The 19,157-nt window shown below is 68.7% G+C and carries 16 protein-coding genes; 4 read left to right on the top strand and 12 right to left on the bottom strand.

All coding sequences use genetic code 11. The features are described from left to right. The 3 genes from PSV23_RS02910 to nadA form a co-directional block, all read right to left on the bottom strand. The gene (locus tag PSV23_RS02910) at positions 1-1,530 is read right to left on the bottom strand and encodes an L-aspartate oxidase (protein WP_300466011.1); all 1,530 of its coding nucleotides are present in this window, start codon (positions 1,528-1,530) and stop codon (positions 1-3) included. Continuing rightward, complete coding sequence (locus PSV23_RS02905) at positions 1,527-2,372, bottom strand: site-2 protease family protein (protein WP_300466010.1); 846 nt, start codon at positions 2,370-2,372, stop codon at positions 1,527-1,529. The genes PSV23_RS02910 and PSV23_RS02905 overlap by 4 nt, the downstream gene beginning before the upstream one ends. Before the next feature lie 109 nt (positions 2,373-2,481). Then, positions 2,482-3,561 (bottom strand): quinolinate synthase NadA, encoded by a 1,080-nt coding sequence (gene nadA / locus PSV23_RS02900; protein ID WP_300466009.1) that lies wholly within the window; start codon positions 3,559-3,561, stop codon positions 2,482-2,484. Between the two features lie 157 nt (positions 3,562-3,718). Between nadA and PSV23_RS02895 the strand changes: the two genes are divergently transcribed. Continuing rightward, positions 3,719-4,387 (top strand): hypothetical protein, encoded by a 669-nt coding sequence (locus PSV23_RS02895; RefSeq protein ID WP_300466008.1) that lies wholly within the window; start codon positions 3,719-3,721, stop codon positions 4,385-4,387. Here PSV23_RS02895 and PSV23_RS02890 read toward each other — a convergent pair. The 6 genes from PSV23_RS02890 to PSV23_RS02865 all read right to left on the bottom strand — a co-directional run bounded on the left by PSV23_RS02890 (position 4,375) and on the right by PSV23_RS02865 (position 9,468). Beyond that, on the bottom strand, positions 4,375-4,971 hold the full coding sequence (locus PSV23_RS02890) for a methylated-DNA--[protein]-cysteine S-methyltransferase (RefSeq protein ID WP_300466007.1): 597 nt from the start codon (positions 4,969-4,971) through the stop codon (positions 4,375-4,377). The genes PSV23_RS02895 and PSV23_RS02890 overlap by 13 nt on opposite strands. Next, positions 4,952-6,055 carry a bifunctional transcriptional activator/DNA repair enzyme AdaA gene (locus tag PSV23_RS02885; protein WP_300466006.1) on the bottom strand — a complete coding sequence of 368 codons (1,104 nt, stop codon included), beginning with the start codon at positions 6,053-6,055 and terminating at the stop codon, positions 4,952-4,954. Before PSV23_RS02885 ends, PSV23_RS02890 begins: the two co-directional genes overlap by 20 nt. Before the next feature lie 85 nt (positions 6,056-6,140). Continuing rightward, positions 6,141-7,241 carry a hypothetical protein gene (locus tag PSV23_RS02880; protein WP_300466005.1) on the bottom strand — a complete coding sequence of 367 codons (1,101 nt, stop codon included), beginning with the start codon at positions 7,239-7,241 and terminating at the stop codon, positions 6,141-6,143. Between the two features lie 22 nt (positions 7,242-7,263). Then, entirely contained in the window at positions 7,264-7,593 is a 330-nt protein-coding gene (locus PSV23_RS02875; protein ID WP_300466004.1) for a PadR family transcriptional regulator, read from the bottom strand. Between the two features lie 90 nt (positions 7,594-7,683). Next, positions 7,684-8,379, bottom strand: coding sequence for an SDR family NAD(P)-dependent oxidoreductase (locus PSV23_RS02870; protein ID WP_300466003.1), 696 nt, complete (start codon positions 8,377-8,379; stop codon positions 7,684-7,686). 228 nt (positions 8,380-8,607) lie between these two features. Continuing rightward, positions 8,608-9,468 carry a Ku protein gene (locus tag PSV23_RS02865; protein ID WP_300466002.1) on the bottom strand — a complete coding sequence of 287 codons (861 nt, stop codon included), beginning with the start codon at positions 9,466-9,468 and terminating at the stop codon, positions 8,608-8,610. A gap of 137 nt (positions 9,469-9,605) precedes the next feature. Here PSV23_RS02865 and PSV23_RS02860 point away from each other — a divergent pair, with 137 nt between their 5' ends. The 3 genes from PSV23_RS02860 to upp are packed head-to-tail and all read left to right on the top strand — an operon-like array spanning position 9,606 to position 12,755. Further along, positions 9,606-10,859 (top strand): GTP cyclohydrolase II, encoded by a 1,254-nt coding sequence (locus PSV23_RS02860; protein WP_300466001.1) that lies wholly within the window; start codon positions 9,606-9,608, stop codon positions 10,857-10,859. After that, positions 10,846-12,102, top strand: a complete 1,257-nt coding sequence (locus tag PSV23_RS02855) for a URC4/urg3 family protein (protein WP_300466000.1) — start codon at positions 10,846-10,848, stop codon at positions 12,100-12,102. The genes PSV23_RS02860 and PSV23_RS02855 overlap by 14 nt, the downstream gene beginning before the upstream one ends. 23 nt (positions 12,103-12,125) lie before the next feature. Further along, on the top strand, positions 12,126-12,755 hold the full coding sequence (gene upp, locus PSV23_RS02850; protein WP_300466192.1) for a uracil phosphoribosyltransferase: 630 nt from the start codon (positions 12,126-12,128) through the stop codon (positions 12,753-12,755). A 1-nt stretch (position 12,756) separates the two neighbouring features. Here upp and PSV23_RS02845 read toward each other — a convergent pair whose 3' ends face one another. The 3 genes from PSV23_RS02845 to PSV23_RS02835 all read right to left on the bottom strand — a co-directional run bounded on the left by PSV23_RS02845 (position 12,757) and on the right by PSV23_RS02835 (position 19,082). Next, a complete protein-coding gene (locus PSV23_RS02845; protein WP_300465999.1) occupies positions 12,757-14,526 on the bottom strand; it encodes an ATP-binding protein in 1,770 nt (589 codons plus the stop codon). Between the two features lie 94 nt (positions 14,527-14,620). Further along, the gene (locus PSV23_RS02840) at positions 14,621-18,193 is read right to left on the bottom strand and encodes a M1 family aminopeptidase (RefSeq protein ID WP_300465998.1); all 3,573 of its coding nucleotides are present in this window, start codon (positions 18,191-18,193) and stop codon (positions 14,621-14,623) included. Between the two features lie 10 nt (positions 18,194-18,203). Then, the gene (locus PSV23_RS02835; RefSeq protein WP_300465997.1) at positions 18,204-19,082 is read right to left on the bottom strand and encodes an ABC transporter ATP-binding protein; all 879 of its coding nucleotides are present in this window, start codon (positions 19,080-19,082) and stop codon (positions 18,204-18,206) included. Between the last annotated feature and the right edge of the window lie 75 nt (positions 19,083-19,157).

The raw sequence follows: 19,157 nt of genomic DNA, 5'->3' as shown, positions 1-19,157 counted from the left end.
CTATCCTGCGGTGGCCAGAACGCCGGGCTCCACGGCGAGGTCGGGCGCGAGAGTCAGGCGCGTATGCCGCGCCTGCGCCGCCGCGGCCGGATAGTCGCGGCGGAAATGCCCGCCCCGGCTCTCACGCCGCGCCAACGCCGCCTCAGCGATCATGCGCGCCGTGACCAGCGGCGGAGCGGGCCCGGCTGCGCGCTCCAGTTCATTGATCACGGCCAGCGCGCGCGTCAGCCCGGCGGCATCGCGCACCACGCCGACATCGGCGCTCATGGCCGCGCGCAACCGCTGAAGTTCGGCGTCGCTCAGGCCCGGAGCCGCTACGGCGGGGATCGGCGCGCCGCCCTGGCTGCGCTCCGCCGCCGCCGCCCGACCGGTCCGACGGCCGAACGCCGCCGCTTCCAGCAGCGAGTTGGACGCCAGCCGGTTGGCGCCATGCACGCCCGTCGCGGCGCATTCTCCGACGGCGAACAGGCCGGGCAGTGTCGTCCGCCCGTCCGGCCCGGCGGCGATCCCGCCCATGTGATAATGGGCCGCCGCCGCCACCGGAATCGGCGTCTCGCGGGGATCCAGTCCGGCGCGCATGCAGGCTGCGAAGACTCCGGGAAAGGCTTCGGGGAATTCGTGACCGACGGCTGTACGGGCGTCGAGAAAGGCGCCCCGGCCCTCGGCGCGGGCGGCATGAACGGCCCGGGCCACAATGTCACGCGGCTGCAGGTCGGCGCCCGCCGCCGGGCCCAGAAGGAAACGGCCCTCGCGGTCGATCAGCCGCGCGCCTTCGCCGCGCAGGGCCTCGGTCGCCAGCGGCATGGGATCAAGCCCCACGTCGATGGCCGTCGGATGGAACTGGACGAACTCGGGATCCAGAATCTCCGCGCCCGCCGCCCAGGCCAGGGCCATGCCCTCGCCCAGCAGGGCCGCCGGCGTGGTCGTCTGGGCGTACAGCCCGCCCGCGCCGCCGGTGGCCAGCACCACGGCCGGCGCCGTGACCTCGACCATCCGGCCCGCGCCGCGGTCGATCAGTGCTCCGCACACGCGCCCGGAGGCGTCCTGGATCAGGCCGCGCAGGCGCGCGTCCTCCCACACCTCGATGTGCGGCGCGGCGCGCACCGCCGTCACCAGCGCCGACAGGATCGCCCTTCCGGCCCCGTCGCCGCCGACCCGGGCAACCCGGGCCTGCGAATGCGCGGCTTCCAGACTGACCGCGAATCCGCCGGCGGCGTCGCGGTCGAAGGGGGCGCCGAGCGCGGCCAGCCATTCCACCGTTTCGCGGCCGTCGCCGGTCAGGGCCCGCGTCGCCTCGATCTCGACCAGACCTGCGCCCGCCGCCGCCGTATCGGCCGCGTGCAGGGCCGGGGCGTCGTCCGCCGACAGGGCCGCCGCCACCCCGCCCTGGGCCCAGGCCGAGGAACAGGCTTCCAGCAGGGGCGCGGGCGTGACCAGCAGCACCTTGCGCGGCGCCGCCTCCAGCGCGGCCGAAAGACCGGCCAGACCCCCGCCGACGATCAGCGGCCCGTCATGGCGGATGCGGCTCAACGCCCGAACTCGAAATAGCTGGCGCCCAGCGCCATCGCCTGCTGCAGCGAACCGGTCGCGGGAATCAGCCCGGCCAGAGCCACGCCCGCGCAGGCCGCGGCGACCAGCAGGAACAGGCCCACGCTGCGGCCCGCCTCGGGCCAGTTCAGCTGACGGCCGTCGGGCCGCCATGCGCCGCGCCGCAGATGGCCGATCAGGGCCATGGCCAGGAAGGCCGCGAAGATATAGCTCCCGTTGGTCACGCCCCAGATCACCACCACCACGCCGATGATGACCATCGCGGCCTTCTCGACCATGGGGTGGATGAGCGCCAGAACGGGCCCCAGAGCCTTGGAACCATCGAGGGGCGGCGCGGGCGCGAGGTTCACCAGATTGATCAGGGCGATGATGAACACCCCCTGCAGCCACATCCCCTGTCCCGTGGCGATGTACAGGCCGAAGAAGGGAATGGCGGCCAGCAGGCCGAACGCCGGCCCCGCCAGCGACACCAGCACGCCATGCCATTCGCTGGCCGGCAGGCGCTGGCTCTTCGCCACGCCGCCGAGGAACGGGATGATGTAGATTTTCGCGGGTCCCATGCCCAGCGCGTTCATCGCCAGCACATGGCCGTACTCATGCACCAGCAGGCCCCAGATCGCCGCCACGGCGATGACCCAGCTGCCTGACGCCCACCAGATGAAACCGCCCAGCAGCAGGGTCGAAACCACGGCCCAGACCGGATGCTGGCCCTTGTCCAGTGGCGGCTCGCCCGCCTGCGGCCGGGCGATTTCCCGCTCGACCGGCGCGGCCGGCGGCAGGTTCTCCCAGGGACCGGGGCGGCGCGTCTGATCTGTGTCTGTCATCGCGCAGACGTGGCCTTCTCCGGCCTCAGCCACAAGGCCAGGAGGGCGAGAAGCCGCAGGCTCCTCGGATCGATGTTGGCGACGGCCCGCACCGGGGCGACGTAGTGCATCAGATCAGCTCCACCGCGACATGGTGCTTCGCCTTGAACAGGTCGTAGCGCGCGGGGATCGCGGGCGGCGGCAGGTCGATCATCCGCTGCACCGCCAGCCGCGCACGCCCGGCCATCTCTTCCGGCACCGTGACCTCGAACTGCATGTGCAGCAGGCAGTCGCGGATGTTCTCCAGCGTGATCCGCTTCATGTAGGGGCACATATTGCACGGGCCGATGAAGCTGACCTCGGGGACATCACCCTGGATGTTGGCGGCCATGGAGCATTCGGTGAGCAACACCACCTGTTTCGGCTTCCGGCTGGTGATGTAGTCGGTCATCGCCGCGGTCGACCCCGCGAAGTCGGCGGCCGACAGCACATCCTCCGGGCATTCCGGATGGGCCAGGATTTCGGCGCCGGGATAGGCCTCGCGCATCTCGGCGATGTCCGCGGCCGTGAACCGCTCGTGCACGATGCACCGGCCCTTCCAGGCGATGATGCCGACATTGGTCTGGGCCGCCACATTGCGCGCCAGGAACTCGTCGGGGATCAGGATCACCCGGTCGACGCCCCATTCCTTCGCCGCCCATTCCACCACCTGGACGGCGTTGGCGCTGGTGCAACAGATGTCGGTCTCGGCCTTCACGTCGGCCGTCGTGTTCACATAGGTCACCACCGGCAAGCCGGGGTACCGCTGCTTGATCAGGCGAACATCCGCGCCCGTGATGGACTCGGCCAGCGAACAGCCGGCCTTCAGGTCGGGAATCAGCACCGTTTTTTCAGGGCTCAGGATCTTCGAGGTCTCGGCCATGAAATGCACGCCGGCCTGGACGATCACCTTCGCCGGCGACCGCGCCGCTTCCTTGGCCAGGCCCAGGCTGTCGCCGACATAGTCGCCGACGCCGTGGAAGATATCCGGCGTCATGTAGTTGTGAGCCAGGATGACGGCGTCCCGCTGCTTCTTCAGCGCGTTGATCTCGCTGATCAGCGCCGCCTGGGCCGGCCACTCCATCGGGGTGACGTGATCCTTGACCTTGGCCCAGACCGGCGCGGTTTCCCGCTCCAGTTCCTTCGACAAGCCAAACATGCCGTCCGCCATCGCTCGTCTCCTCCACTTATGCTCAAAGTTAGCATAAGTCGGGATGAATGTAGGGGGCTGGCCGGAAAACGCAAGCCGGATGGCCGACCCCGTCGGTTATGGGAAACGCGATCTTAACCGGAACCGGCTGCAAGGGATGAACTCACCGGAGAATCCCATGCGCCTGATCCCTGTCGCGGCCGCCGCCCTGCTTCTGTCGTCCGGAGCAGCGATGGCGCAATCGTCAGAGCCCGGCATCGCCGTCGGGGCGACGGCGGGAACCACCGGCCTGGGCGTCGAGGTCCAGGTCAAGGTCGGTCCGATCTTCACCCTGCGGGGCTCCCTCGACCGCCTGACCCACAGCGCCGACGAAAGCTATGACGGGATCGACTACAACGCCGACCTGGCCTTCGACACCGTCGGCGGCTTCATCGACCTGCATCCGCTGGCCAACGGCCTGCTGATCTCGGGCGGCGCCTATATGGGCGACCGCGACATTGACCTGGCCGCCACCCCGACCGGGCCTGTCGAGATCGGGGGCCAGACCTATACGCCCTCGCAGGTCGGAACCCTGAACGGCGCGGTCAAGCTGCGCGACGTCGCCCCCTTCGTGGGCGTCGGCTGGGACGACACCTTCTACCGCACCGGCCGCTGGGGCTTCCGCGCCGTCGCCGGCGTCGCCTGGAGCGACGAGCCCGAGGTGGCCCTGACCTCGACCGGCGGCAGCCTGTCGAACGACCCGACCTTCCAGGCCCGGCTGCGGGACGAAAGCCGGCGCATCACCGAAGAGACCGAAGGCTATGGCCTGTTCCCGGTCGTCCAGGTGGGTCTGAACTACAAATTCTGACTGCCGATCGGCATTCTCGTGCCGGCCTTCGTCGGATAACGACAGGGCCAGGCTGCGGCGGCGGGGGCGCTCGCGCGCTCATGTTCCAGCAGCCAGCGCTTGCGCTCTATCCCGCCGGCATAGCCGGTCAGCGTTCCGTTGGCCCCGATCACCCGATGGCAGGGCACGATCACCGCGACGGGGTTCTGGCCGTTGGCCAGACCGGCCGCGCGCACCGCCTTCGGCGAGCCGATCGCCGCCGCCAGCTGGCCATAGGTCCGCGTCTCGCCCGCCGGAATGGCGCGCAGGGCGGCCCAGACGGCGCGCTGGAACGCCGTGCCGCTGGTCCTGACCGTCAGCCCGTCCAGCGCCGTCAGATCGCCGCCGAAATACGCCTCGACCGCCGCGCGCACGGCCTCGGGCGCGCGGCCCTCGACCAGCGCCGCCTCGCCCCAGTGGCGGCGCAGAAGCCGCATCATCCGCTCTTCAAAACCAGCGAAGTCCAGCGCCCGCACGGCCCCCTCCGCATCGGTGACCAGCAGAACCTCGCCGGTCGGCGTGGCGACCCGGTCCAGGGTCAGGGTTTCAGGCTGCGCGTTTCGCATCGTCTCTCTCCATCAACTGGTCGCCGCTGATCCCCGCGAGGGCCAGATACAGGGCGCCATAGGCCCGCCACGGACGCCAGGCTTCGGCGCGGGCGGTCAGGGTTTCGTCATTCAGGCGGTCGCTCGGCGCCTCGCCCCCGTCATCGATCCAGGCTCCCGCCAGCCTCAGCCCCGGCCGGGCCTCCACCAACGGCTTCAGCACGGGATCAGCCGACAGATCGCGGGCGATGGCGTCCGGATCGGCCGACATGTCGAACACCCGCCGCACCCGCGCCAGCACCCCTGGCAGGGCCTTCAGGTCGGTCGCCTCGACGCAGATCGCGACCCGGCCGGCCTCCGCCGGCTCGACCGACACAGAACCGTCGGCCCCGTCCACCTCCGGCGCCAGCACGCGCGACCAGCGCGTCCCTTCGACCTTGTCCCCGCGCGCCGTCAGGGCCGCGAGCATCGCCTCCCAGTCATAGGGGGCGCGGTAGGACAGGCTCAGCCTCACCCCGCCCTCGTGCACCCGCTCGCCGCGCCGGCGCAGGGCCGAGGGCGGCCGCTCGTACAGGGTCTGAAACGTCTCGTTGAACCGCCGCACGCTGCCGAAGCCCGAGGCCAGCGCCACCTGCGCCATGCTCAGGTCCGTCTGGTGGATCAGGGCCTTGGCCAGCAGCACCCGCCGGGTCTGGGCCACGCTGACCGGCGCGGCGCCCAGATGCTGGCGGAACAGCCGCCGCAGATGCCGTTCTCCAACCCCCAGCCGCGCGGCCAGACCGTCGACGTCGCCTCCATCCAGAGCGCCCGCCTCGATCAGGGCCAGGGCCCGACTGACCGTATTGGACGTCCCGCGCCACGCCCCCATGTCGGGCGCGGTCTCGGGCCGGCAGCGCAGACAGGCCCGAAAGCCCGCCTCCTCCGCCGCCGCCGCCGTGACGACGAAGATCATGTTCTCCCGCCTGGGGGTCCGGGCCGGGCAGACCGGGCGGCAGTAGATGCCCGTGGTCTTCACACAGCCGAAGAAGCGCCCGTCGAACCGCGCGTCGCGAGTCAGCACCGCGCGGTAACAGGCCTCCTGGTCGAGTTCGCTGGCGTTTTCCATGGTTGCAGAATGAGCCCGGCGGGGTCGGATGTCTCGCGGTTTTCGGACATCGCGGCGCCGGGCCTGAGTTCGCGCGGACGGCCGATCAGGGCCGCGCCAGCCGCCACAGGTTGAGGACCATGCTGCTCGCCAGGCTGATCGCCGAGATGGCCAGGGCCCAGACCAACACCACCGACAGGGTGCTCGCCACCCCGACCAGATCCCGCGCGCCGTCGCCCAGCGTCCTCAGGGCCTCGAAGTCCAGCGTGACCCCGTCGCCGGCGATGCGGGCCGTCTCGCCATTGAGGTCGGTCAGGGTGAACCAGTGGCCCGCCTCCCAGATCGCCCAGGTCAGCCACAGGCCGCCGGCCGCGACCCCCAGCCGGGCCGCCGCGCGCAGCCGGACCGCGTGGGGGCGGAACAGACTGTTCAGATCGACCGTCATCTGGACCAGGGCGTAGATCAGGATCGGCGCGAACAGGGTCGACCAGATCGGCGCGGGCGTGACCGCCGCCTCCGCGCCCAGCAGCCGGACCTGCGCCACACCGGGGAAGTGCAGCAGGCCAACCCACCACAGCGCGAACATCCCGACGACGACGAACGAGAAGGCGTAGTCCGCGCCCGGCCAGGCCTTGGCGGGCCGGAGCCTCCACGTCTGCTTCGCCGTCTCGGTCCCCGCCACCGAAGCGCCCCATGCGGCCGGATCGGACAGACCGAAGGCGCCCAGGTCCTTGACCCGCCACTGCGTCATCCATTTCGGCCGGATGTCGTAGTGTTCGAACACCGCGGCGGCGACCGTCGCCACGCCGATCAGCGTCAGGGCCGAACCGAAGAAACCGTGGAACGCATGGCCGATCGCCTGGCCCGAGTCCGCCGGCCCGCTGATCAGATGGATGAACAGGCCGATCGCCTGCACCGCCAGCAGGACCAGCAGCCCCGCCTTCACCCCGAACAGCCAGTAGGGAAACAGCTCGGGCCCCACCAGCCGGTCCGGCCCCTTGCGGTACCGGGCCGCCACGACCAGGGGGTGGCCGATCTCGCGCAGGATGGCCTCCTGCTCGTCCTCGGTCAGCGGCCGCCCCAGTTCCTCTTCCTTCGCCTCGAACCGGCTCAGGATCAGGTCGCGCAGTTCGGCGATGATGTCGGCCCGTTCGTCCTGCGGCAGTTGCGCGGCGACGGCGTTCAGATAGCGGTCGATCATGTCCATGGCTTTTCCCCTTCAGCCGATCTCAAAGAATCTTGTCGAGCGAGGCGTTGATCCCCCGCCACTCGTCAGTCAGGGCGGCCAGCATCGAAACGCCGCCCGGCGACAGGACGTAGAAGCGCTTCTTCCGCTTCTCCTCCTCGCGCCATTCGCTGTTCAGCAGTCCCTGGCTCTCCAGCCGGCGCAGCAGCGGATAGAGGGTCGATTCCTCCATCTCCAGCCCGTCGGCGGCCAGGGCCTGACGCAGGGTGTAGCCGTACCGCTCGGTCCTCAGACAGGCGAGCACCGCCAGCACCAGCGACCCGCGCCGAAGCTCCAGCCGCATGGATTCAAAGAGGTCCGCATCGAGGCTCATGCCGCTTCCCTGCATCCCACATAGTGTGTGACACACAGTGTATGCCGTATACTGTGCGAGGGAGTCAAGCGCCCGGCGATCACCGGTCGGTCATTCGGGAATGCGCGCGCCGTCCCAGGCGAAGACGCCGCCGCTGTCTGCGGGCGTCAGGCCGTTGATCACGGCCAGCAGACGCTCCGCCGAATGGTCGGCGGTGAACAGCCGCTCCGGCCTGACCTCGCGCTGGAACGGCTGGCTCAGGGCCGTGTCCACCGTCCCCGGATGCAGCCCCGCGACCACCGCCTGCGGATGGGTGCGCCCCAGCTCCAGCGCCAGATTTCTCAGCACCATGTTCAGCGCGGCCTTCGACGCGCGATAGCTGTGCCAACCGCCCAGCCGGTTGTCGCCGATCGACCCCACCCGCGCCGACAGGGCGGTGAACACCGCCCGCCGGTCGCGCGGCGTCAGCGGCAGAAAATGCTTGGCTGTCAGCGCCGGGCCCACGGTGTTGATGCGGTAGTCGCGCAGCATATGCTCGGCGCCCAGGGCGCGATAACCGCGCTCGGGCTCGAACCCGTGGTGCAGCACGCCCGTGGCGACGAAGACCAGCGTCGGCGGCGGCCCCTCCGCGACCCGCGCGGCGGCCTCCGCGATCGACGCCTCGTCCTCCAGATCGAAGCCGGTCTCCGACCGCGACAGGGCGTGCACTACGGCGAACCGCCCCGACGCCCGCAGCAACCGCACCGTCGCCGCCCCGATCCCGCCCGACGCCCCGACGACCACCGCCGCCTGTTCTTGATCATCCATGGCTCACCAACGGCTTGGCGGGCCCCATGGTCAAGTCACCGGCGCGACACCGGACATCATGCCTCAGCCGCTCGGTGACAGCCACAAACCGTGCATCCCCGCGAAGGCGGGGACCCAGGTTTGGGCGGCAACCAGACTGGCAGGCTGACCAGCGCTCGGTCCAGCACTGGAGATGAGATCAAAGCCTGGGTCCCCGCCTTCGCGGGGATGCACGGATGATGGGCTGACCTACGCCGCCTTCGACTTCGCCGCGGGCTTCTTCGCCGGAGCAGCCTTCTTCGCCGCTGTCTTCTTCGCCGGCGCCTTGCCTCCCGCCGATCCCTTCAGACTGGCCCGCAAGGCTTCCATCAGGTCGATGACATTGGTGTCGTCCGGCTCGGGGGCCTCGACCAGACCCTTGCCGCCCTTCTGCTTGGCCTTGATCATTTCCCTGAGGGCATCGTCATAGCGGTCAGTGAATTTCGACGGATCGAACTCCGCCTCCTTCTGGCCGATGATGCGGGTGGCGATCTCGACCATGTCCTTGTCCGGCTTCACCGCCGGGATGTCGTCGAAATAGTCGGCGGTGTCGCGCACCTCGTCATGCGGCCGCAACGAATAGGCCACCAGCCCCTTGCCGCGCACCTCCAGGGCGATCTGCCGTTCGCGGCCGCGCAGGACCAGACAGCCGATGGCGATCTTGCCGGCCGCCTTCATGGCGTCGCGGATGACGGCGAAGGCCTCGGCCCCGACCCCCGTCTCGGGCACCACATAGAAGGGGTCGTCCCAATACAGGCGGTCGATGTCGTCCTCGTCGACGAACTGGTTGATGTCGATGGTCCGGGTGGACTCCAGCTTGACCTTGTCGAAGTCGGCGTCGTCGAACAGGACATATTCGTCCTTGGACACCTCATAGCCCTTGACCAGATCCGACCGCTCGACCGGCCCGGTATCGGGATCGGTCGGCACCATGCGGATGCGGTTGTTGGTATCCGGGTTGATCAGATGGAAGCTGACGTGGCTCGCGCTCGACGTCGCCGTGTAGAGGGCGACCGGGCAGGTCACCAGCGACAGCTTCAGATGTCCCTGCCAGGTGGGTCGGGCGGCCATGGTGCAGACTCCTTGAGTAACGGGGTGACAACGCAGCCTGGCCAGACTCGTTCAGGCACTGGACAGTGAGTCCCAACAGGTGTGTCCTGACGAGTCCGGCGCAAGAAAAACAACAAGCCGGTTTCGAGTGAGGAAACATGTCCAACCGACCGAGCCACATCCGGCTCAACTCCCACCCCGGCGCGGGAACCGTCAGCCGCTTCCCCCTGAACTGGGGCGCACCAACCGCCGGGGAACGAGGGCCCGTCATCGGCACCGTCAACTCGGGCAGCGATCGCAACGCCATCGGCGCCCACGGTGGCGCCTATTCGGTCTATCGGGCCCTGGCCGTCTCCTCGGGCGCCATGAGCGCCAACAACCGGCCCGACCTTACCAACACCTCGCCGACCACGCCCATGGGTCCGTTCCCGCAGTGGACTGATCCGGGCAAGATCGTCTCGCTCGACCCCTGGGGCGCCCGGGTGGCCGAGGACTTCGCCGACGAACTGCGCGACGGCGTCGACATCCGCCCCACCATCGCCGTGACCCGCGCCCGCCTGCAACTGGGCGAGATCGGCGAGGCCATCGCCGCCGGCCGGCTCAAGGCCGACGGCCAGATCGTGCATGAAAGCGGCGACGTCGCCGTGACCAAGGCCGCCATCGACCCCGTCTGGTACCTGCCCGGCATCGCCGAACGTTTCGGGGTCACCGAGACGGCCCTGCGCCGCACCCTGTTCGAACAGACCGGCGGCATGTACGCCGACCTCGTCACCCGGCCGGACATCAAGGTCTTCCTGCCCCCGATCGGCGGCATAACCCTCTACATCTTCGGCGACCCGGCCGCGATCGCCGACCCGAAACGCCGCCTGACCTGCCGCGTCCATGACGAGTGCAACGGTTCCGACGTCTTCGGCTCCGACATCTGCACCTGCCGCCCCTATCTGACCCACGGCATCGAGGAATGCATCCGCGAGGCCCAGGACGGCGGCGCGGGCCTGATCGCCTATAACCGCAAGGAGGGGCGTGCCCTCGGCGAGGTGACGAAATTCCTCGTCTACAACGCCCGCAAACGTCAGCCCGGCGGCGACCAGGCCGCCACCTATTTCGAGCGCACCGAATGCGTCGCCGGGGTCCAGGACGCCCGCTTCCAGCAACTGATGCCCGACATCCTGCACTGGCTGGGGATCACGAAGATCGACCGCTTCGTCTCCATGTCCAACATGAAGCACGACGCCCTGACCGCCTCGGGCATCGAGATCGGCGAACGGGTGCCAATCCCCGACTATCTCGTGCCGCCCGACGCCTCGGTGGAGATGGAGGCCAAGAAGGCCGCCGGCTATTTCACCCCTGACGCCCCGCCGTCGGCTGAAGACCTGACCCGTGTGGTGGGCCGCGACCTTGAGCAGTTCTGACACCCGGCAGGCGCGCAGCCTGCTCAACGCCGCCGCCGTCCGCGAACGGGCCCATGAGATGCTGGCCATCGGCGTCGCCGGCGGCCTCGATCACTGGAATGTCGATCTTGATCGGCTGTCCGAGACGGCGCGCTACGTCGCCGCCGTGATCCGCGACCAGTATCCGACCCTGACCGTGCCCTTCCACGCCCGCTGGCGGCATTTCGCCATCGACGGCGTCGACCTGTGGGGCCCCGCCGCCGGGACCCGCGACTGGCTCGATCCCGCCTCCCGCGCCCGGGCCGAGTTCGACCTCGCCATCGTTTCCGTCCTGCTCGACGCCGGCGCCGGGCCGGACTGGTCCTACAGGGACGCGCAGACCGGCCGCACCCTGACCCGCTCCGAAGGTTTGGCCATCGCCTCCCTGCGGATGTTCGAGGCCGGCGCCTTCTCCATCACCGAGGACGACCCGTGGCGCGTCGACGCCGTGGCCCTGACCTTCCTGACCGCCGCCGATCTGGCGCACGGATTCCAGGTCACCGCCGACAATCCGCTGGTCGGCCTCGACGGCCGCGCCGCCCTGCTGCGCCGTCTCGGCCAGGCCTGTCTCGCCGAGCCTGACCTGTTCGCCCTCGAGGACGAGCCGCGTCCCGGCGGCCTGTTCGACGCCATGGTCGACCGCGCCGACGATCAGGACCGCCTGCCCGCCCCTGTCATCCTCGAGGTCCTGCTCGAAGCCCTCGGCCCGATCTGGCGCGACCGGCTGACTCTCGGCGGCGTCGATCTCGGCGACTGCTGGAAACACCCCGCGATCAAGCGCGGCGACGCCACAGACGGTCTCGTACCGATCCACAAGCTGTCGCAGTGGCTCAGCTATTCGCTGGTCGAGCCGCTGCAGACGGCGGGCCTCCGGATCACCGACCTCGACGGCCTCACCGGCCTCGCCGAATACCGCAACGGCGGCCTGTTCATGGACCTCGGCGTGCTGACGCTGAAGGACCCCGCCGACGCCGAAAAGCCGTGGCCTGTCTCCGATCCGCTGGTGGTCGGCTGGCGCGCCATGACCGTGGCCCTGCTGGACCGCATCGCGCCGCTGGTCCGCGCCGAACTGGGCGTCACCGCCGGGGCCATGCCCCTGGCCAGCGTGCTGGAGGGCGGCACCTGGGCCGCCGGCCGCCGCGCCGCCGCCGAACGCAGACCTGATACTGGCAAGGGGGGCGGCGGACCGCCCCTGACCATCCTCTCCGACGGGACCGTATTCTGATGCCGACCAAGCCCGCCTTCTCAATGGACGGCGTCACCGTCGTCGCCCACCCGCTGGTCGCCCACAAGCTCAGCATCATGCGGTCGAAAGACACCTCGACCGCCCGCTTCCGCCAGCTGCTGCGCGAGATCTCGACCCTGCTCTGTTACGAGGTCACCCGCGACCTGCCGCTGGAGGATTACCCCGTCGAGACCCCCGTCGGCCCCACCATCGGCCAGCGCATCGCCGGCAAGAAGATGGTCTTCGTCCCCATCCTTCGCGCCGGCCTGGGCCTGGTCGACGGGATGCTGGAACTGGTCCCCTCGGCCCGGGTCGGCCACATTGGCCTGTACCGCGAACCCGTGACGCTCGACGCCGTCGAATACTATTTCCGCGCGCCCGACGACGTGGCCGAGCGCCTGTGCGTGGTCATCGATCCGATGCTGGCGACCGGCAACACCGCCGTGGCCGCCCTCGAAAGGCTCAAGGAGCGCGGCGTCACCAACCTCCGCTTCGTCTGCCTCGTCGCCTCGCCCGAGGGGCTGGAACGTCTGCGTGGCTGGCATCCTGATGTCCCCATCTGGACCGCCGCCATCGACGAACGGCTCAACGACCACGGCTACATCGTGCCCGGTCTGGGCGACGCGGGGGACCGGCTGTTCGGAACGCGCTAGGTCAGACGGCCAACCGTTCGCGCGGCGCGCCTACCGGCGGCCCCGCCGCCTGGGCGGTCACCTCGGCGATGGCGGACAGCAGCCCGGCCGGCGATATCGGTTTGGTCATGTGCATGTCCGCGCCCGCCGCCCGCCCCGCCGCCGCATGCTCGGCCGCGGCGTTGGCGGTCAGCATGATGATGGGCGTCCGGCGCCCGCCTGAAGCGGCCTCGGCGGCGCGGATCATCGCAACGGCCGTCAGGCCGTCCATCACGGGCATCTGCATGTCCATCAGGATCAGGTCGAAGGTCTGCAGGGCGTGGGCCGACACCGCCTGAAGGCCATCCGTCACCGCGGTCACCGTCACCCCGCTGTCGGCCAGGATGATCTCAACGACCTTCAGATTGGTCGAGTGATCATCGGCGACCAGCAGGTTGAGCTGACGCGTCCGCCCCGCTTCCGACACGGCCTCCGCCAAGGTCGCCACGCCCGTTTTGGCCCCGGCGCCGCGGGGCAAGGGCAGATCGAACCAGAACCGGGCCCCGACCCCAGGCGCGCTGTCGCAATCCAGCGACCCGCCCATCATTTCCACCAGACTGCGCGAGATGGCGAGACCCAGACCGCTGCCGCCGAACCGGCGGGTGATCGAGCCGTCCGCCTGCTCGAACCGGCCGAACAGACGCGCCTTCATCGCCGGCTCGAACCCGACCCCGGTGTCCGCGACGGTGAAGCGCAGCGCGCCTTCCGGATTGACGCCCAGCGTCACGCGGACCTCGCCTTCATTGGTGAATTTCACCGCATTGGACAGCAGGTTGCTCAACACCTGCCGGACCCGCACCGTGTCGCCCAGATAATGGCCCTCTGCGGCGGGTTCGATCTCGACCGCCAGCCCAACCCGCTTCTCCTCGGCCCGCATCCGGCACAGGGCCACAACGCTGCGCGTCAGGTCGCCGGCGTCGAAGGGCGCGACCTCCAGGGTCATCTGGCCCGCCTCGACCTTGGCCAGATCGAGAACGTCTGACAACAGCCGTTCCAGCATCTCGCCCGAGGCGCAGATCACGCCGGCGGCTTCCTTCTCGCGGGGCGGCAGGTCGGCGCGGTGCAGCACATGGGCCATGGCCAGGACGCCGTTCAGCGGCGTGCGGATCTCGTGGCTCATGTTCGCCAGGAACTCGGTCTTGGCCACGCTGGCGGCCTCGGCCTCCTGCTGCTTCTGCACCAGGGCCAGCGTCGTCCGCTGCAGCCGGCGGTGGCCCTGCCAGGCGTTGACGCCGGAACTGACGGCATAGGCCACCAGCAAAGCCATTGCTGTGAACAGCCCGACCTTCTCGATCGTCGCGCCGCCCACGAACGGCAGCGTCAGCAGGGCGATGGCCGGGGGAAGGCCGGACGTCAGCATCTGGGCCAGCGACCGGTGACACCCTCTCACAACGTACAGCAGCACGCCTGCGATCAAGCCGACTCCGGCTGCCTTGGCGTAGTCGCCAGGCGCCATCCACCACAGCGCGCCGATTGTGACCCAGGCGCACGTCGACACCAGGGTCGCGGCCAACCTCAGGGTTCGAAAGAAGACCGGCCTATGCCGCTGGTTCGCCGGATCGGTCGCAATCCACAGCGTCAGGTCGCCCGTCACATACATAGCGGCCCAGACCAGGAGGGCCGACAACGGGATCGCCGTCAGGCCCGACAGGAATACAATCACGCCGATCGCGGCGCGGGCTCCGGCCTGACTCCGCGTCTCAACCCCTGTGCGGTCGAAGGCCTCGTCAAAACCCGGCAAACTCTGACGCATTCCTTACGCCCTCCCGGGGAGCAGCAAGCGCCACAAGCCGTGAAGTCAACGTTAAGCTGCGACGCTCACCTAAAACAGGCGAGGCGCGAGCGTCCTACCCCGCCGCCCGCACATTGTCGTCCGAGTTGCGGTCGATCCACTTGTTGTAGGGGTCCACGCCGCCGAAGCCAGGTTCCCGCGCTGTCACGAACCGCAACGTCTGCACCCCCGACCGGATCGGCCGCCGCTCCAGCAGCACGACATCACGGGCGTTGAACGCGCCCTTGCCCGGCATGGCCGTGAACAGACCGATATCGAAGGTCTCGTTCAGCGGCGCGGCGGTCTCCACCCCCTTGCCGTCGACATAGAGTTTGCGCGCGTCGATCGTGACCGTGACATCCCACCGGCCGTCCGCCCGTTTCCTGGACGTCACGCCCGTGGTCTTGACGTCATACAGGGTGATCTTCTCGAACAGGTCGGTGATCAGGGCCTGTTTGTCGGCCGGCGACTCGGCGCGGATGGCCGCCACCAGATCCAGCGAGCGCGGATAGGGCGCGCCCTTGAAAGCGTACTGCGCCAGCACCCGGCGGAGGGCGCGGTTGACCGCCTCCTCGCCGATCTGGTCGCGCAGCAGGTACATGACCAGCCCGCCCTTCTGGTAGTGGATATACTGCTGGTTCTCGACCCGCATCAGGGGCAGTTCCTCCAGCCGTTCCGTTCCGCGCGCGCGCAGATAGCGGTCCAGTTCCTGCTTCAGGAAGCGGCGGATCTGGTCCTTGCCGTACTTCTTCTCCATGACCATCAGGGCCGAGTACTGGGCCAGGGTCTCCGACAGCGCCGTCATCCCCTGCTGGTTCGAGCCGACGATCTGGTGCGCCCACCACTGGTGAGCGAATTCATGCGCGCCGACATAGGTGACGTAGTCGATCTTGGTCGGATCGCTCAGGTCGGCGATGAAGCCGAGGCCTTCGGACCATGCGAAAGTGTTGGGATAGGACTGGGCGAAACTGGCGTAGTCGGGGAACTCGACGATCCGCGCCTGATCGAACTGGTACGGGCTGAAGTTCGCCTGGAAATAGTCCAGCGAGGCCGACAGGGCGTCCAGCATCCGGGGCACATTGCGGTCGTGGCGGGCGTCGTGGAAGACCACCAGCTCGACGCCATTGTGCATCCGCCTCGTCTGCTCATAGCGCGCCGACTGGACCGAGAAGAAGTTGAGCACCGGAGACTCGGTGACGAACCGGCTGGTCCGACGGTCGTCGCGGACCACGTCCGACACCATCCGGCCGGGCGCGACCACCGTCTGGTCGGCGTCGGTCGAGACCGTGATGTCGGCGGTGACCCAGTCGGTGCCGATGTAGTTGCGCGCGCGGGCGGATTCGTCCTCAAGCTTCGCGGGACGCAGCTCGGCCGGCAGGCCCGCCTTGCGGCGCTTGGTGCGGTCGGTCAGCAGGCCCTGACGGTCCATGCCGATCGTCGGCGCGAACTCCATGTTGTTCACGAAGCTGCCGTTGTCGACCAGCCGGGTGGTGTTGCCCGAGGCCTTGAAGCCGCGCTGTTCCAGCACCGTCTCGAACGCGACATTGCGCCGCTCGCCGGGCTGCATGGGCGTGGCGAAGCGGTAGATGCGGTACTCGAAATCTTCCCACTCGCGGGCCACGGAGGCGCCCTCGACGGTCAGTCCGACCATGTCGAGATCGTCCTGCCAGCGCAGGTGAACCTCGGTCAGCGGCGCATTCGTGTTGTTGACCAGCACATAGGAGCCGCGCGTGGTCAGCTTCGGCTGATGCGGGCGCAGGTCCATGACCAGGCGCACGTCGGCGACCGAGGGCTGGGGCGTGGCCTCGTAACGCAGCAGCGCCTTCTCATAGGCCGCCTGTTCCTTCTCCCGGGCGCTCTGGGTGCGGTACTCGTTCCAGACGTTGGTGTTGGTGTAGATGAAGACACCCAGGCCGATGAACACAACCAGCGCCGCGCCGCCGATCAGGCCCGCGGGCCCCACCAACCGGTGCGGCAGCCGCTTCAGCCGCGGCCACAGCCGCTGCTCCGTTCCGCGCCGCCACAGGCCGTAGGCGAGCACCAGCAGGATGATGGCGAAGGCGGTCCAGTAGGCGTCCAGCCAGCCGGAGAAGACGACGAAATCGCCCTGGCCGTTCATGTCCGACAGCGGCACGCCGATACCCGCGCCATAGCGATAAAGGATATGGTCGAAGCCCAGGTTCGACAGCACCAGGGTCGAGATCAGATAGACCACCATGATGGCCCAGCCGACGAACTTGTTGGGCGACAGGGCCTGGATGAAGATGGCCAGAACGGCCAGCAGACCAAAGCTCACCGTCTGCGGGGCGACGTACCACAGCAGGTATTTCTCAAGCTCGAAGTCCGTATAGCCCTTGACGGTCTGGGTCACGACGCCCGCCAGCACGCCGGCCAGCGCGGTCGAAACAAGGACCAGGGCCAGGGCCAGGGTCTTGGGCACCAGGAAGGTCCAGTCGGGCGTGGCCGAGGCGTCGACGATCTCGTGCACCTTGCGGTCCCGGTCGCGCCAGACCAGCTCGCCCGCATAGTAGATGGCGATGACGATCGAAATCAGGCCGAAGGCGCCGGTCAGACCCTGAATGACCACCCGGGTGACCAGCAGGATCGGTGCGCCGTAGATCTCGCCGGTGAAGAACAGGGTCGCCATGGCGAAGGCGAAGCCCAGCAGGATCAGAACGACATAGGCCGGGCTCTTGAAGATCAGCACCGTCTCGAAAACGGTGCGCGACCACAGCTGGGTCAGGCCGCTGGCCAGACCATAGGTGGGGCGCGGCAGGGCTCCGACAGGCGTCACGACGACGTCCTTCTCGACCAGCGCCTTCAGACGCTCCTGCTTTTTCAGCTTCGCGCCCCGCGGCGAGGGTCGATACAACACATAGGCGGCGGCCAGCAGGACCGCGCCGACGGCGGTCCAGATGACCCGGTTCCACAGCAGCACGCCTTCCAGCGGCGCGTTCAGCGTGTTCCTTTCGGTCGCGGTCCAGTATTTGGTGACCAGGGCATAGGCGCCCGAGCCGAACGGTTCGGCCCAGGCCATGGCGGTTTCGAACTCGGGCCGGGAGCCCAGCACGCCGGTCGAGGCCAGATAGGCGATCAGCACGGCGACCACGCCGATATAGGTCGCCATCATCGACCGCGTGACCGTCGCCAGCATGAAGAACAGGGCCGAGGTCAGGAACAGGCCCGTCAGACCGAAGACGCCGTAGGCATAGGCGTAGTCAGCCAGCCGGAACGGCCCGACCGTCTCGGGATCGACCCAGGGCATAAGGGTGCCGATCAGGGTGCCCAGCGCGATGCTGAGGTAGCACAACGCCACCGCCGCAAAGGCCCCGAAAAAGCGACCGTAGAGGTAGGCGCCCTTGGTGATCCGGGTCGACAGGATCATCGGCCCGAAGCCGGTCTGCGTATCCCGGGCCACGACATTGGCCACGATGGCGGTCGTCGCCAGCATGAAGAAGACGTTGAAGATGATGTGAGCCCCGGCCAGGGCGTAGGGCGCGTTCTTGAGGACGTTGCCGCCCGAGCCCAGCGACACGTTCTCGCTGGCCACGGCGCCGAAGGCCAGCAGGCCGAAGACGATGGCGATGACCCAGAACGCCGGCTGGCGCAGCTGGTAGCGGAATTCGAAACTGGCGATCCTGGCGAACATGATCCGTCCCTCAGGCCGCGCGGCGCGAGGCGTTGACGGTCGCCAGATAGACGTCTTCCAGACCGCCCGGCGCCCGTTCGAACCCGGCGCCCGGATTCGCGTCCGACAGCACGTGAACCACGGTCCGCCCCGCGAACAGGCGCGTCGAGATGACGTTGTGGCGTTTGTTGAATTCCGGCAGCTCTGCCTTGTCGATGGTCTTGGTCCAGACCCGGCCTTCGAGGGTGTGCATCAGATCGACGGGCGCGCCTTCCAGCTGGATCTTGCCGCCCGCCAGCACCGCCATGCGGGGGCACAGGTCGGTCACGTCCTCGACGATATGGGTCGACAGGATGATGACGACGTTCTCGCCGACCTCGGCCAGCAGGTTCAGGAAGCGGTTGCGCTCTTCCGGGTCGAGGCCGGCGGTCGGCTCATCGACGATGATCAGTTCGGGGTTGCCGATCAGGGCCTGGGCGATGCCGAAGCGCTGGCGCATGCCGCCCGAGAAGCCGGCCAGCGCCTTGCCGCGCACGGGCCACAGATTGACCTGGTGCAGCAGGGCTTCAACCGTCGCCTTGCGATCCTTGCCGTTCGAAATGCCCTTCAGCACGGCCATATGGTCCAGCATGTCGTAGGCCGAAACGCGTGGATAGACGCCGAAATCCTGGGGCAGATAGCCCAGCACCCGGCGCAGCTGTTCCGGATTCTTGATCACGTCGATGTCGCCGAAGCGAATCGAACCCGACGTCGGCGTCTGCAGGGTGGCGATCGACCGCATCAGCGTCGACTTGCCCGCGCCGTTCGGACCCAGAAGGCCGAACATGCCCTTGGGGATCGTCAGGCTGACGTCGTCCAGCGCCCGCGTGCCGTTGCCATAGACGTGGGTCAGGTTCTCGATCGTCAGCATGGAAGCCCCTCCGTGAAGTAAAGGAACCTTGTCAGGGGGCCTTGTCACTCGCAAGTTACGGTTCTGACAGGTTTG

It is taken from the genome of Brevundimonas sp. (assembly GCF_029946145.1).
Lineage (GTDB): Bacteria > Pseudomonadota > Alphaproteobacteria > Caulobacterales > Caulobacteraceae > Brevundimonas.
The sequence above is the reverse complement of the archived record's forward strand: the minus strand, read 5'-3'. Positions and strand labels throughout refer to the sequence as shown.

Excerpts from the sequence above, each read along its gene's own strand:
- PSV23_RS02835 (WP_300465997.1), bottom strand. The coding sequence starts at position 19,082 with ATGCTGACGATCGAGAACCTGACCCACGTCTATGGCAACGGCACGCGG.
- PSV23_RS02885 (WP_300466006.1), bottom strand. The coding sequence starts at position 6,055 with ATGGAAAACGCCAGCGAACTCGACCAGGAGGCCTGTTACCGCGCGGTG.
- upp (WP_300466192.1), top strand. The coding sequence starts at position 12,126 with ATGGACGGCGTCACCGTCGTCGCCCACCCGCTGGTCGCCCACAAGCTC.
- PSV23_RS02895 (WP_300466008.1), top strand. The coding sequence starts at position 3,719 with ATGCGCCTGATCCCTGTCGCGGCCGCCGCCCTGCTTCTGTCGTCCGGA.
- PSV23_RS02905 (WP_300466010.1), bottom strand. The coding sequence starts at position 2,372 with ATGACAGACACAGATCAGACGCGCCGCCCCGGTCCCTGGGAGAACCTG.
- PSV23_RS02840 (WP_300465998.1), bottom strand. The coding sequence starts at position 18,193 with ATGTTCGCCAGGATCGCCAGTTTCGAATTCCGCTACCAGCTGCGCCAG.
- PSV23_RS02845 (WP_300465999.1), bottom strand. The coding sequence starts at position 14,526 with ATGCGTCAGAGTTTGCCGGGTTTTGACGAGGCCTTCGACCGCACAGGG.
- PSV23_RS02880 (WP_300466005.1), bottom strand. The coding sequence starts at position 7,241 with ATGGACATGATCGACCGCTATCTGAACGCCGTCGCCGCGCAACTGCCG.
- PSV23_RS02860 (WP_300466001.1), top strand. The coding sequence starts at position 9,606 with ATGTCCAACCGACCGAGCCACATCCGGCTCAACTCCCACCCCGGCGCG.
- PSV23_RS02875 (WP_300466004.1), bottom strand. The coding sequence starts at position 7,593 with ATGAGCCTCGATGCGGACCTCTTTGAATCCATGCGGCTGGAGCTTCGG.
- PSV23_RS02890 (WP_300466007.1), bottom strand. The coding sequence starts at position 4,971 with ATGCGAAACGCGCAGCCTGAAACCCTGACCCTGGACCGGGTCGCCACG.
- PSV23_RS02865 (WP_300466002.1), bottom strand. The coding sequence starts at position 9,468 with ATGGCCGCCCGACCCACCTGGCAGGGACATCTGAAGCTGTCGCTGGTG.
- PSV23_RS02870 (WP_300466003.1), bottom strand. The coding sequence starts at position 8,379 with ATGGATGATCAAGAACAGGCGGCGGTGGTCGTCGGGGCGTCGGGCGGG.
- nadA (WP_300466009.1), bottom strand. The coding sequence starts at position 3,561 with ATGGCGGACGGCATGTTTGGCTTGTCGAAGGAACTGGAGCGGGAAACC.